The organism is Deinococcus actinosclerus (genome assembly GCF_001507665.1).
Lineage (GTDB): Bacteria > Deinococcota > Deinococci > Deinococcales > Deinococcaceae > Deinococcus > Deinococcus actinosclerus.
The window spans coordinates 2,858,530-2,871,517 of sequence record NZ_CP013910.1 but is presented as its reverse complement, the minus strand read 5'-3'; the positions used below and the strand labels follow the sequence as shown (position 1 = coordinate 2,871,517).

Genomic DNA, 12,988 nt, shown 5'->3' with positions numbered 1-12,988 from the left:
GGCGGCGGGGCCCGGGTGGGGGAGACCCCGGCCCGGGCCCCGCGCCTGTCAGGCCCAGCCACTCTCCAGCAGCGCGCGGGTTTCCGCGACGGCCTCCTGCCAGATGAGCTGCATCTCGCGGTCCGGGCGGTGGTGCAGGCCGCCGTAGTTCCCGTCGCCCAGCACCTCGCGCACCCTCGCGGGGGGCAGCTGGCGCAGCGCGGCGACGTCCACCATGGGTTTGCGCTCCTCGGGTGCCGGGACGCCGTCCAGGCGGGTCCAGGGGAAGTTCTCCATCCAGCTGGCGTGGCTGGCCAGGGGGTCCACGCGCTGCACGGCGGCCCAGGTGCGGGGCGCATTCCACCAGTTGTGCCACTGCACGCGCGCGTCCGGGTGCCGGGCCAGCCACTCGGCCAGCCAGCCCTGCCCCGGGGCGTTCCCGCCGTGCCCGTTCACGATCAGGATGCGCCGGAAGCCCTGGGCGTGCAGGCCGCTCAGCAGGTCGTCGAGCAGATTCAGGTACGTGCTCACCCGCAGGCTGAGCGTGCCCGGGTACGCCGCGAAGGTGGGCGTGATGCCGTACGGGAGGGCGGGGAACACGGGTACGCCGCTGCCCTCGGCGGCCTCACGCGCGACGCGTTCGGCCAGCAGCGTGTCCGTCGCGAGGCTGAGGGTGGCGTGCTGCTCGGTGCAGCCCAGCGGGAGGACGCAGCGGTCCTCGCGGGTCAGCAGGTCCTCGACCATGACCCAGTTCATATCCCGAATGTGCATGGGTCACATTAGCGTGTGGGGTGCATGGACAGGACGCACCGGCCGGGCAGGCGGGCGCGTCCAGATGCGGGGGGCGGTCAGCGGGGCAGCAGCGTGCCCAGATCAGTCAGGGCGTCCGGCAGGGTCTTCCCGACCAGTTTGCCGTCGCGGACGTACTTCACGGTCACCTGATCGCCGGGCGCGAGGTCCAGGTCGGTCCCGTCGGCGATGGAGCCGCTGGCCGTCAGGACGTTCCGGTCGTTGTAGCTCAGGGCGGCGTTCAGGGTGCCGCTCACGTTCTGGAAGAAGTTCGCCTTCTTCAGTGCCGCGTCGCTGATCACGACGTTCTTCACGTCACGCAGGTACACGGCGCTGGCGACCTTGTGGCCGGGCAGGCTCAGGTCGGCCTTCAGGGTGGCGGCCGTGGGCGTGAAGGTCACGGTGTCCGTGCAGCGGCCAGCGGTGGTGCCGTTCAGGCTGAGGTCCACGCTCACGCTGCCCGCGTTCCTCGTGGTGGTGTGCTGGGCGGCGGCTTTCAGCTTCAGGCCCTGCGGGCCCCAGCCGTAATCCAGGGTCATGCTCAGCGGCGCGTTCGTCTGACGGCCCGCCCAGGCGCTCAGCGTCAGCGCCTCGGGCCCGAAGGTGTTCAGGCAGCCGCCGGGCGTCATGCTGAAGGTCGCGCCCGCGCGGACGGCGCCCTTCGAGCTGATCGTGGCGCTGGCGTTCGTGGGCAGTTCGACCTGCACGGGCACCATCTGACCCGTCTGGGAGTCATAGTCCTCACCGCGATCCATCCAGACGGTAGCGGCGCCGCCGACTGTCCACTTCACGTCAATGCGGGCACCGAGGCGCTCCTCAATCTCCACGTAACCGTCCGTGGGAGCCTCGCTGTAGGTGCGGGTGCCGTCCGCCTTGAAGGTCGTGGTGCCGGTGGGCAGCGCGTACTTCCGGGCCGCCACGGCGCTCTGGCTGCTCAGTTTCGCCTGACCCGTCACGCGATCCAGGATCTGACGCCCGATCTTTGTGGGCTGGTCCAGGCTGAGGCTCATGGGTCCACCGGCCGGCGCGAACAGGCCCATCAGGGTCTTCAGGTCCGGGTCCAGGTCCGGGTTGGTGGGGTCGGTCAGGGTCTGGAACTGCTGCGCGGCGGCCTCGGCGGTGGCGGGCGCCGCCTTCAGGTCGAGGCTCTGCCCCAGGGCCGGCGCGGCGGGGACGGTGGTGGCGGGGTCGGGCTCCACGACGGGGGTCGGTGTGGGCGTGCAGGCGGCCAGCAGCAGGGTCGTGACGGTCAGGAGGACGGCAGTTCGTTTCACACGGTCACCTTAAGGAGCCTTCATGCCTCTGTCGTCCTCATGTGACGCATCCCCCCCCACCGGGTCATCCGGGCGGGTCGGACATGGCCGGAGCGCGCCGGGGCGTCGCGGCGTAGCGTGGGGGCATGAGCGACACGCCCGCCGACACCACGCACCCCCAGGGGTGGACGTTCGAGACGACTGCCGTGCAGAGCAGCATTCCCCGGGGACTGGGACAGACCATCGGCTTCCCGATCCACGCGGCGGCGGCGTTCCAGTTCGACACGCTGGAGGAGGCGCAACTGGAATTCCAGCAGAACACCGGCCTGAGTTACGCCCGCCTCCAGAACCCGACCGTGCGGGCGCTGGAGGACCGCATCACCACCCTGGAGGGCGGCGCGGCCACCGTGGCGGTGGCGAGTGGGCAGGCGGCGACCCTCACCGCGATCCTCAGCGTGTGCCGCGCCGGGGATCATGTGGTGTCGGCCAGCAGCCTGTTCGGTGGGACGACCGGGATGCTGAGTAACATCCTGCCGCTGATGGGCATCACGGCGACGCTGGTGGACAACACCCCGGACGCCGTGCGCGCCGCCATGCAGCCGAACACCCGGCTGGTGTGGGCGGAGATGATCAGCAACCCCGCCGGGGACATCGCGGACATCCGCGCGTTCGCGGACATCGCCCACGAGCGCGGGGCGCTGCTGGCGATCGACAACACCTGCGGGGGTGTGGGCTTCCTGTGCCGCCCGCTCGAGCACGGCGCGGACATCGTCAGTCAGTCCCTGACGAAGTGGGCGGGCGGGCACGGCAGCGTCCTGGGCGGCGCCGTGACGGTCGGCACCGGGCACGACCTGACCCGCAACCCGATCTACACGGACGGCGGCGAGCAGAGCATCCTCAGCGTGCGGGGCGACGCGGCCCTCGCGTGGCGGCAGCGCTGGTTCGGCGCGCACCAGCTGGGCATGACCCTCGCGCCGCACAGCGCGTTCCTGATCGCGCAGGGCCTCGAGACCCTCGCGCTGCGCCTGGAACGCGAGAGCGCCACCGCCCTCGCCCTGGCGCAGTGGCTGGAGGCGCACCCGAAGGTCGGGAAGGTCAGCTACCCCGGCCTGAGCAGCCACCCGCACCACCACCTCGCGCAGACGTACCTGCGCGGCGGGCAGGGCGCCGTCCTGACCTTCGAGGTGCCGGACCCCAGCGCGTTCCTGTCGCGCGTGCGCGTGCTCCGCATCGCCCCGAACCTCGGGGACGTCCGCACGCTCGTCGTGCACCCCTGGACCACCACGCACGGCCGCGTGCCCGAACCCGCCCGCCACGCCGCCGGGGTCACCCCCACCACCATCCGCATGAGCGTCGGCGTGGAAGCCCTGCGCGACCTCCAGGCGGACATCGAACAGGCGCTGTAAGAGGGGTGGATGGTCGACGTTGATGGTTGATGGAAGGGTCACTCCCTCTCTCAACCATCAACTTTCCACCGTCAACGCCTTACAGCCAGGCTTTCTTGCCGATGATGTAGTCCCGCTGGAAGTCCGCGTCGTTCTTCGTCAGGTAGATGACGCCCTCGATGAAGCCCAGCAGGCCCACCAGGAACGGCACGAGGAAGAACACTGCGCCGACGATGATGAACGACCCGATGATGCCCAGGATCCACCCGCCGATGGTGGCGGCGAGCATGATCACGCCGGCCTGGGTGTTGCCCAGGTAGAACTTGTGCACGCCCAGGCCGCCCAGGAAGATCGCCAGGAGGCCCGCGATGAGTTTCTTCTGCGCCACGTCGCCACTCTGGACGCCCTGCGTGAACTGGTTGATGGCCTGCCGCGCCTGCCGTTCCAGATCGTCGAAGTTCCCACTCTGACTGGGCGCGTGGGGCATGGGGGCGGGGCCCTGCGGGATGGACGGGTTCTTCGCTCCGCCCGTGGCGCGCGCCACCCAGTCGTCGTCCGCCGGGGGGCGGGGGGGCGGCACGACCGTCGGGGCGACCGGGGTGGGCGGCACGTGATGCGCGGGCGGCACCTGCTGCGGCTGGGGCTGCGGGGTGTGCGCGGCGCTGCTCCCGGCCGCCTGATCCACCCAGGACGGCGCCGGGGCCGGACTGACCGGCGCGCTGCCGGGGGCGCTGCTGGTCGTGCCGGAGGTGCCCACGGCGGCGTCCACCCACGACGGAGCAGGCGCGGGCTCAGCGGGCCGGCTCGGCTGGGCGGTGGGAGCCGCACCCGCGACCTCGTCCACCCAGGAGGGCGCGGCGGCGCGCGGGGCAGCGTCCGGAATGCGCAGGTCGTCCGCCCCGGCGGGCTTCGGCGCGGCGGTCGGGGCCGAGGTCGAGCTGGTGGCCGGGCTGGCGCTGGACCCGCCGAGGACCTCGTCCACCCAGGACGGCGCGTTGCTGGAGGCGTCGGGTTGCTTGTCGTCCGGGTTGGTCATGCCCCACAGTACGCGATTCCCACGCGGGCCGTTTCATTCGTCAAACGGTGGCGACGTGCCCGGACGCGACGATCACGGGGAGGGGCACAGTCAGCGGCCCTCCCTCAAACAGCGGCGCGAGGTCGGCGTGGTGCGCGGCCTCCAGCGCCGCCACCTCCTGCGGGGGCAGGGACGCCAGCGGCAGCCCCTCCAGCCCCGCGCGGATGTCGGCCCAGCGCGCCTCGACGTCCGGGAGGGCATACGTCAGCGGGTGAAGGGCCGCCTGCACGTCCGTCAGGCCCGCCGCGCGCAGCACGTCCGCCAGGGCCTCCGGGGTGGGCAGGCGACCCAGCGGCGGCGCGCCCGGCTTCAGGCCTGCCCCGGCCAGCCGCGCCCGCCACAGCCCCGGCAGTGGGCCCAGCAACTCGGGCCCGAACGACGACACCACCACCCGCCCGCCGGGCCGCACCACCCGCGCCCACTCGCGCACGCCGCCCGGCATGTCCGGCAGGAAGAACACGCCCGCCGCGCACACCGCCACGCCGAAGGCACCGTCCGGGAAGGGCAGCGCCGCCGCGTCCCCCCGCACGAACTCCGCGCCCGGCACCCGCGCCCTGGCCCGCGCCAGCATGCCCGCCGACACGTCCACGCCCACCACCCGCCCCGCGCGGCCTGCCACGGCGGCGGCCACCGCGCCTGTGCCGGTCATCACGTCCAGCACCGCCTCGCCCGGCTGCACGCCCGCCACCTCGGCCACGAAGCGGGCCGCCTGGGCCAGGAACCCCACCCCGTCGTACCGGTCCGCCACCGCATCGAACAGCCGCTCGTTCGCCCGCACCCGTTCCTCGCTCATCCGTCCCCCAGGACCGTCCGCACCTGCGCCACCCGCTCGGGAACCGACCCGCTCAGCAGGGTGAACGGCACGCCCCGCGCCTCCAGATCCTGCCGGATGAACGCCTGCTGCACCGCCCGCACCTCCGTGTTCGCCCGCCAGCCGTCCTGCTCGTGCGGCAGGTCCGTGCCGCACAGGAAGGCGTGCGCGTACCGCGAGCGGCAGTCGTCGGCCAGCGCCCGCAGCTCCGGCAGCGCCCCGCCGGTCAGGAGGTGCGACCACATCAGGGTCGTGGCGGCGTCCGTGTCGCTGAACACCCAGCGGTGCACGCCGGGCGAGGTGATCGCCTCGTCCTCCAGCGCCCGGTGCCCCCGCGCGATCTCCAGGAAGTGCGCTTCTGTCAGCGCACCGTTCTCCCGCTCGTACACGTCCCGGCCGTACTCGCGCACCCCGGCCGTCCCGAACGCCTCCGCCAGCGCGCGGGTCAGGGTGCTCTTGCCGGTGCTCTCCGCGCCCAGGATCACCACCCGCCGGACGAAATGCGCGTACACCAGCGGCTCCAGAAACTCACGCAGGCCGTGCACGTCCGCGCGCAGCGCCGAGCCGCTGACCGGCACCGCTGCCCGCGCCCGGTCCACGCAGACGTGCGCCGCGCCCAGCGACGCCGCGAACGCCTCGCCGTACGCCTCGGACGTGAACACCGCGTCGGGCCGTACCCCCCAGCCGTCCAGCACGCCCCGCACGTACACGCGGTGGGTGGCGTCCGGCGCTTCGTTCAGCGGTGGATTCGGCGCGTCCGGCAGCAGGTCCAGCCCCGGGAAGAGCCGCGCCGGGTACAGCGACCGGACCCAGCCCCGGCGCAGCGGGCTGGGCATGTCCGGAAAGTCCGGGCGGGAGTACACCCACACGCTCACCCGCTCGCAGCGGGCCAGCGCCTCGTCCAGCACCCTCAGGTGCCCCCGGTGCAGCGGTGCGAACTTCCCCACCACCAGCCCGTGCCGGTAGCGCCGACCCGTCACGTCAGGCAAACGCCACCTCCCGCGCCTCGTCCCGCCGCCACTCGCGCCAGCCGTACACGCTCATGCCCGCCAGCACGAACTGCAACGCGAACAGCACCCAGTACCCCGTATGCCAGAAGAACACCGCCTGCACCGCGTTCACCGCGATCCACACCGGCCACGACCACGCCCAGCGGCGCGTCGTGCCGAAATTCGCCACCAGCGCCAAGGTCACCGCCGCGAACTGCACCCAGTTCCACGCCGCGCCGAAATCCGTCACCGCCACCGTGTACGCGAAGATCAGCAGGCTCGCCACCCACGTCACCCCGTACCACAGCGGCTCGTTGAAACGGATCTCCCCCCGCGCCCGCCGGGCCTCCAGATGCCACAGGTACAGCCCATGGATGCCGAACAGCAGGTACGTGACCTGCAAGCCCGCCAGCATCCACTGCCCACCGCTGAGGAACAGCAGGAAGTACGGCAGCAGCGACAGGTTCGACCAGTGCCAGTACACCGCCCGCTTCGACCACAGGAAGTACAGGCTGACCAGCACGCATGCCCCGCCCGTCAGGTCCAGCAGCAGCGGCGGCACGGTCAGACCGAACAGATTCACGTGTCGATCCTCAGGGTCGCCACGCCCGCCCACGCGCCGCGCGGCAGGCGCACCACGTCGATCAGCAGCAGCGCCACTCGCCCCGCCGTGACCGTCACCAAGCGACCGTCCGCGCCCGACGCGAACAGCGCCGCCGCCGTGCGGATCGCCTCCGGCTCGCCCGGCGCGTAGAGGTCCGCCGCGTTCCCCTCGGCCTCCCGTCTCGTCAGGCGCTCCGCGAGCCGGAAGGCGGACGGGACGACCTCCACCTCGACCTCCCCGGTTGGCAGCGGCAGCAGCCCCAGCCAGTCCACGCGCGCCAGTGCCTCCGGCGTGAACGCGCGCGGCAGCACGAACGGCACGAACGGCGCGTCCGTGTCACTCGACTCGGTCAGGCCCCCCAGCGCCGACACCAGCGCCCCGGCGAACGCCACGCCCTCCTGCACGCCCGCCCCGTCCACCGGCGGGCCCGGCTGGCCCTCCCACCCGAACACACCGTCCGGCGACAGGCGACCCGCCACGACCACCGGCGACACCGACCCGTCCGCCCGGTACGCCACCAGCCGCTCCAGCTGCACCCGCCCGTTCAGATCCCCGCCCGGTTCCGTCATGTGGACACTCTGCCGCCTGCGCCCCGCTCCGTCCAGTGAAGATCAGCGGCCGCTCACAGGGCCTCACCGAAGAAGCCGCACAGGGTCGCCACGCCGCGCGCCAGGGGCGTCAGCACCCACGCCCGCTCCGGGGTGTCCAGGCTGCCGGTCCGGTCCTCGCGGGCCAGCAGGCCCAGGCCCGCCAGTCCGCCCAGCGCCCCCTCGAACTCCAGCCGCGACCAGCCCAGGGGCACGCTGCCGCGCAGGGGCAGGGCGTCCGCGAACGGGTCAATGGGGTCGAGCAGGTCGAACACCTCGCCCAGCGCGTCCATCTCCCGCGCGGACAGGCCCTCCACGATCCGCAGCGCCTGGAAGCGGTCCGGGGTGGGGGAGGGGTGCAGCCGCGCGCAGCCCGCCAGGGCCCGCGCGATCAGCGCGAGCTTTCCGTCGGATTCCGCGATCTCCGCCGCGCGGTTCGCCTGCATCACGTTCGCCCGGAACGCCGCCGACCGCACGTACGCCACGTCCACCCGGTCCGCCTCCAGGCCCGCCAGCGCCTCGGCCAGCAGGGGCGACAGCCGCGCCGACACCGGCACGTCCAGCCCACCCAGCACCGCCAATCCCGCAGCCTCCCGCATCCGCCCACTCTACGGCCCCACCGCGGCGGCGCGTGCCACACTGACCCGCATGCCCACCCTGCGCCCCTACCAGCCCGGCGACCGGGCCGCGTGCCTGCACCTGTTCGACGCGAACACCCCCCGCTTCTTCCTGCCGGAGGAACGCCGCGACTTCGAGGGCTGGCTCGACGGTGAAGAAGGCCCCGCCGAGTACCTCGTCATCGAGGAGGGCGGGCAGGTCATCGCCTGCGGCGGCCTGTGGTTCAGCCCCGATCCGGCCCGGCCCGCCGGGTTCGCGTGGGGCATGGTGCACCCGGACCGGCAACGGCAGGGGCTGGGCCGCACCCTGGCCCAGGCCCGCCTGGACCGTCTGCGCGCCCTGGGCGTCCCGCACGCCGCGCTGGACACCAGCCAGCACACCGCGCCGTTCTACGCCCGCCTGGGCTTCCGCGAGTTGGGGCGCACGCCCGACGGCTACGGCCCGGGCCTGCACCGCGTGGACATGGTGGCCGACCTGAACTGAGGGGCTCTGTCGGCGCAGCCCGGTTACCGGCCCAGTAGTCCACCCAGCGCGGCGCAGACCGGCACGACCACCCACGCGGGCACCCGCCCGGCCGTGAGGGCCGCGTAGGCCACCAGCACGCCCGCCAGATCGGCCGGGCCGCGCACCGCGCCCGTGAACACCGGCGTGTACAGCGCCGCGAGCAGCAGGCCCACCACGCCCGCGTTCACGCCCGCCAGCGCGGCCCGCGCGCCCGCGCGCCCACTCAGCGCGGACCAGAACGGCAGCGCCCCCAGCATGAGCAGCGCGCCCGGCAGGAAGATGCCCAGCGTGCCCAGCAGCGCCCCCACACCCGCCCCTAAGCCAAGCGCGGGCGCGGCGGCCGCTCCCAGATACGACGCGAAGGTGAACAGCGGCCCCGGCATGGCGTTCGCCGCGCCGTACCCCGCCACGAACGCCCCGTGCGGCAGCAGCCCCGGCACGAACGCACTCTCCAGCAGGGGCAGCACCACGTGTCCCCCGCCGAACACCAGCGCGCCCGCCCGGAAGGTCGCCCACAGCAGCGCCCAGCCGCCCCCCAGGGCCGACAGGGCCGCGAGGGCTGCGGCCAGCGCCGCGCACAGGGCCAGCAGCGCCGTGCCCGCCCGGCGCGACACCGGCACGCGCAGCGCCTGCCCCTCTGCGACCGGCGCCGTCAGGGTGCGCCAGCCGATCAGCGCGCACAAGCCCAGCACCCCCAGCGTGCCCCACCCGCCCACGCCCGGCCACCACGCAGGCAGCACCAGCAGCGCCGCCGCCGCGCCCAGCGCCAGCCCCACCCGCACCCGGTCCGTCACCAGCGCGCCCCACATGCCCGCCACCGCCTGCGCCACGACCGCTGCGGCCGCCAGCTTCACGCCCTGCACCCACCCCGCCCCGTCCGCCGCGCCGCCCGCCAGCGTGAACCCCAGCAGCGCCATGATCAGGGCGCTGGGCAGCGTGAACCCCAGCCACGCCGCGCCCGCCCCGGCCCACCCCGCCCGGCGCAGGCCCACCGCCAGCCCCACCTGCGAACTGCTCGGCCCCGGCAGGAAGTTCGCCACCGCCACCAGCTCCGCGTACTCCGCGTCCGACAGCCACGCGCGGCGCCCCACGAACTCCGCCCGGAAGAACCCCAGGTGCGCCACCGGCCCCCGAAACTCGACAGGCCCAGCCGCAGGAACACCGTGAAGACCTCCAGGACACGCATTGCCCCCAGCGTACCGGACCGCCCGTCAGGCCCGCCCCCGGCCCCGGGCTGCTCCTCACGCGGGAATGCACGAGAATGCCAGGCATGACCGCCGCCCCCACCCCCACGCCCGCCAAACGCCCCCGCGTGCCCAAGACCGTCTGGGACCTCGTGTTCACGCTTGTCATCCCGATCCTGATTCTCAGCCCGAACATCCTCGGCAGCGGCATCAGCGTCGCCGAGCAGGTCTTCGGGGGCGGCACCACCGGCAACGTCCGCGCGTACCTCCTGGCCGCGCTGATCCCCGTCGGGTACGTCCTGTGGGACCTGCTGGTGAACCGCAACGTCAGTCCCGTCGCCTTGATCGGCGGGGCGGGCGCGCTGTTCAGCGGCGCGCTGGCCTTCTGGTACGTGGACGGCTTCTGGTACGCCATCAAGGACAGCGCCCGCTCTTACCTGACGGGCCTGCTGTTCCTGATCAGCGCTGCCACCAGCGTCCCGCTGTTCCGGGTGTTCATCGACGCGACCAGCATCGGCGAGAGCCCCGAGCACCGCGCCGCCACCCAGACCGCCATGCGCGACCCCATCGTCCGGCGCGGCCTGGTGCAGGGCACCGTCGTGTTCGCCGTGGTGGACCTGATCGGCGGCGTCGTGAACAGCGTCGTGAACTACCAGCGCGTCACCGCGAAGTTCGGCACGGACGACTTCAACGCCCAGATCGCCGCCGTGAACGCCGTCATGCGCGTCCCGGGCCTGATCATCAGCCTTGTGGGCGTCGCGGGCGCTGTGTGGCTCCTGAACCGCGCCGTGACCGCCCGCTACGGCGCGGGCGCCAGCCTCTTCGAACCCGGCAAGCTGGCCGACCGGATGCGCGAACGCGGTGAACCTGTCGCCTGATCCGGACCCGGCTGGACGGGTGTGCATGCGCCGGTCCAGACGCCTGAATCACCACCACGGGCCGCGTCAGGGGAGGGTGCTCCGGCGCGGCCCGGCCACATCCAGGGCAAGGGGTGTTGACAGTTTCGGCACTCGCCTATAAAGTAAGCGAGCCCTGAAACGCGCCCGAGCGCGGGCGAGAATACCAAAGGTGTGCCGAGGTGGCGGAATTGGTAGACGCACTAGTTTCAGGGACTAGCGCCGCGAGGCGTGTGGGTTCAAGTCCCATCTTCGGCACCACACAGAAGGCCCCAGCAGCAATGCCGGGGCCTTCCTGTATCGCCTGACGATCAAAGGGCAGCGGAGGGGAGACCAGTGCGGCCTCGCCTCCGCTGCCCTTCCGTTCCCTACCGGCGTTTGCGCTGGATGACCTGTTCGTACACGGCTTCGAGCGCGGCGGCGCGGGTGGTCAGGTCGTACTGCGCGGCGCTGGCGCGCGCCCCGGCCTGGAGCGTGGGCAGTTGGGCGGGCATCAGCGTGTCGAGCAGGCCCTCGGCGAGCGCCTCGGGCGTGGCGGCGCGGACGGTGCCGTTCACGCCCTCCTGAATCAGGTCCAGCGCGGCGGGGCTCTGCGCGGCGACCAGGGGCGCGCCTGCGGCGAGCGCCTCGATCATGCTCATGGGGAGCACCTCGCTGGTGCTGGCGGTGAGGAACACGTCGGCGGCGGCCAGGGCCTGCGGCACCCGTTCGTAGGGGACGGGGCCGGTGAAGGTCACGCCCTCGGGGGCCGCGCGTTCCAGCGCCTCGCGGCTGGGGCCGTCCCCCACCACCAGGAGGCGCAGGTCGGGGCGGCTGGCCCGCGCGCGGTCGAAGGCGCGCAGCAGCACGTCGAGGTTCTTTTCCGGGGCGAGGCGGCCCAGCGAGACCACCAGCGGGGCGTCGGGCGCGACGTGGTATGCCTCGCGGAACGCCGCGCCGGTGGCCGCGCGGAACGCGGCGAGATCCACCGGGTTCGGCATCAGGTCAACGTGCCCCTGGAAGCCGTACTCGCGCAGCATGTCCACCATCGCGCGGCCCGGCGCGAGCACGGCGTCCACCCGGCGTGCGAAGGCGCTCACGTGCGGGCGCAGCACCGCGCGGCCCACCCGTTTGGGCATGGGCGCGTAGTGCAGGTACTGGTCGTACTGCGTGTGGGCGGTGTACACCACGGGCGCGCCGGACAGCCGCGCCCATTTCAGCGCCAGCTGGCCCGCCAGAAACGGGTGCATGGTGTGCAGCACGTCCAGCCCACGCAGCGGCAGCCGCGAGGTCAGCAGCGGGCCCGGCGCGAGCATCACCGGATAGTCCGCCGGGGCGCCCAGCGCCCGCGCGCCCGCAAAGGACGAGTTCAGGCGGTACACGCCGTCCTCGCGTGGAGGCATCAGCGGGTGGCGGGGCGCGAAGATCCGCACCTCGTGCCCCCGTTCACGCAGGCCGCGCGCGAACAGTGCCGTGCTGGTCGCCACCCCGTTCCGGGACGGCAGGTAGGTCGCAGTGACAATCCCGACGCGCACCCGCGCAGTGTAGCCCCCCCCGGAGCCCGCGCGCGAGCGGTCCCCTTATCCTGTGGCGCATGCAAGAGCCGCTCATCATTCCCTGCGTGGACATCCAGTCCGGCCGCGCCGTGCGCCTGTTCGAGGGTGACCCGGACCGCGAGACCGTGTACTTCGACTCCCCCCTGGACGCCGCCCGGCACTGGGTGGACCTGGGGGCTGGCCTGGTGCACCTCGTGGACCTGGACGCCGCCACCGGACGCGGCGAGAACCGCGCCGTGATCGCGCAGATCACGCAGGAACTCGGCGTGCCGGTCGAGGTGGGGGGCGGCATCCGCAGCCGCGAGGCCGCCGAGGAGCTGCTGCGCCTGGGCGTGGACCGGGTCGTGATCGGCACCGCCGCCGTGAAGCAGCCGGAGCTCGTGCGCGACCTGATCGCCGCGCACGGCCCGGAACGCGTGGTCGTCAGCCTGGACGCGCGCGGGCTGGAGGTCGCCACGCACGGCTGGGCGCAGGGCAGCGGCGTCATGGTCGCCGACCTGACCCCCACGCTGGCCGACGCGGGCCTGGAAACCCTGATCTTCACGGACGTCACCCGCGACGGCACGCTGCGCGGCCTGAACCGCGAGCTCATGGCGCAGGTCAGGCAGCTGTGGACGAACACCCTGATCGTGGGGGGCGGCGTCGCCAATCTCGACGACGTCCGGCTGCTGCGTGAGGAGCACATCGAGGGCGCCATCGTGGGCCGCGCCATCTACGAGGGCACCCTGCCCTTCCCGGCGACGCTGGACTGACGGCCGGGGGCGGCTCCGGACAGAGCG

General features: G+C 73.2%; 14 protein-coding genes and 1 tRNA gene. 5 read left to right on the top strand and 10 right to left on the bottom strand.

Going from position 1 to position 12,988, the window contains the following annotated elements; all coding sequences use genetic code 11:
- Positions 1-48 precede the first annotated feature (48 nt).
- Together AUC44_RS14105 and AUC44_RS14100 are read right to left on the bottom strand one after the other, a co-directional pair.
- On the bottom strand, positions 49-750 hold the full coding sequence (locus tag AUC44_RS14105; protein ID WP_062159286.1) for a creatininase family protein: 702 nt from the start codon (positions 748-750) through the stop codon (positions 49-51).
- Positions 751-827: 77 nt separating this feature from the next.
- Positions 828-2,042 carry a hypothetical protein gene (locus AUC44_RS14100; RefSeq protein ID WP_062159285.1) on the bottom strand — a complete coding sequence of 405 codons (1,215 nt, stop codon included), beginning with the start codon at positions 2,040-2,042 and terminating at the stop codon, positions 828-830.
- A 125-nt stretch (positions 2,043-2,167) separates the two neighbouring features.
- Between AUC44_RS14100 and AUC44_RS14095 the strand changes: the two genes are divergently transcribed.
- A complete protein-coding gene (locus AUC44_RS14095; protein WP_062159284.1) occupies positions 2,168-3,427 on the top strand; it encodes an aminotransferase class V-fold PLP-dependent enzyme in 1,260 nt (419 codons plus the stop codon).
- Between the two features lie 79 nt (positions 3,428-3,506).
- Here the strand turns inward: AUC44_RS14095 and AUC44_RS16905 are convergent, their stop codons facing one another.
- The 6 genes from AUC44_RS16905 to AUC44_RS16675 are packed head-to-tail and all read right to left on the bottom strand — an operon-like array spanning position 3,507 to position 8,071.
- Positions 3,507-4,442, bottom strand: coding sequence for a TM2 domain-containing protein (locus tag AUC44_RS16905; RefSeq protein WP_197408548.1), 936 nt, complete (start codon positions 4,440-4,442; stop codon positions 3,507-3,509).
- Positions 4,443-4,482: 40 nt separating this feature from the next.
- Positions 4,483-5,274: a class I SAM-dependent methyltransferase gene (locus AUC44_RS14085; RefSeq protein ID WP_062159283.1), complete on the bottom strand. Its 792-nt coding sequence runs from the start codon at positions 5,272-5,274 to the stop codon at positions 4,483-4,485.
- The gene (locus AUC44_RS14080) at positions 5,271-6,272 is read right to left on the bottom strand and encodes an AAA family ATPase (RefSeq protein ID WP_157445477.1); all 1,002 of its coding nucleotides are present in this window, start codon (positions 6,270-6,272) and stop codon (positions 5,271-5,273) included. The genes AUC44_RS14085 and AUC44_RS14080 overlap by 4 nt, the downstream gene beginning before the upstream one ends.
- A 1-nt stretch (position 6,273) precedes the next feature.
- Positions 6,274-6,864 (bottom strand): nicotinamide mononucleotide transporter family protein, encoded by a 591-nt coding sequence (locus tag AUC44_RS14075; protein ID WP_231724460.1) that lies wholly within the window; start codon positions 6,862-6,864, stop codon positions 6,274-6,276.
- Positions 6,861-7,454 (bottom strand): hypothetical protein, encoded by a 594-nt coding sequence (locus tag AUC44_RS14070; protein WP_062159281.1) that lies wholly within the window; start codon positions 7,452-7,454, stop codon positions 6,861-6,863. Before AUC44_RS14070 ends, AUC44_RS14075 begins: the two co-directional genes overlap by 4 nt.
- 53 nt (positions 7,455-7,507) lie before the next feature.
- Positions 7,508-8,071, bottom strand: a complete 564-nt coding sequence (locus AUC44_RS16675; RefSeq protein ID WP_157445390.1) for a hypothetical protein — start codon at positions 8,069-8,071, stop codon at positions 7,508-7,510.
- Between the two features lie 49 nt (positions 8,072-8,120).
- On the opposite strand from AUC44_RS16675, the gene AUC44_RS14060 reads away from it, so the two are divergent.
- A complete protein-coding gene (locus tag AUC44_RS14060; RefSeq protein WP_157445389.1) occupies positions 8,121-8,573 on the top strand; it encodes a GNAT family N-acetyltransferase in 453 nt (150 codons plus the stop codon).
- A gap of 23 nt (positions 8,574-8,596) precedes the next feature.
- Here the strand turns inward: AUC44_RS14060 and chrA are convergent, their stop codons facing one another.
- A complete protein-coding gene (chrA, locus tag AUC44_RS14055) occupies positions 8,597-9,718 on the bottom strand; it encodes a chromate efflux transporter (protein ID WP_335338672.1) in 1,122 nt (373 codons plus the stop codon).
- A gap of 146 nt (positions 9,719-9,864) precedes the next feature.
- On the opposite strand from chrA, the gene AUC44_RS14050 reads away from it, so the two are divergent.
- Together AUC44_RS14050 and AUC44_RS14045 are read left to right on the top strand one after the other, a co-directional pair.
- Positions 9,865-10,656, top strand: coding sequence for a VC0807 family protein (locus tag AUC44_RS14050; protein WP_157445388.1), 792 nt, complete (start codon positions 9,865-9,867; stop codon positions 10,654-10,656).
- Between the two features lie 194 nt (positions 10,657-10,850).
- A tRNA-Leu gene (locus AUC44_RS14045) sits at positions 10,851-10,935 on the top strand.
- A gap of 107 nt (positions 10,936-11,042) precedes the next feature.
- Here AUC44_RS14045 and AUC44_RS14040 read toward each other — a convergent pair.
- Positions 11,043-12,188, bottom strand: coding sequence for a glycosyltransferase family 4 protein (locus tag AUC44_RS14040; RefSeq protein ID WP_062159278.1), 1,146 nt, complete (start codon positions 12,186-12,188; stop codon positions 11,043-11,045).
- A gap of 59 nt (positions 12,189-12,247) precedes the next feature.
- On the opposite strand from AUC44_RS14040, the gene hisA reads away from it, so the two are divergent.
- Positions 12,248-12,961 carry a 1-(5-phosphoribosyl)-5-[(5-phosphoribosylamino)methylideneamino]imidazole-4-carboxamide isomerase gene (hisA, locus tag AUC44_RS14035; RefSeq protein WP_062159277.1) on the top strand — a complete coding sequence of 238 codons (714 nt, stop codon included), beginning with the start codon at positions 12,248-12,250 and terminating at the stop codon, positions 12,959-12,961.
- Positions 12,962-12,988: the final 27 nt, after the last annotated feature.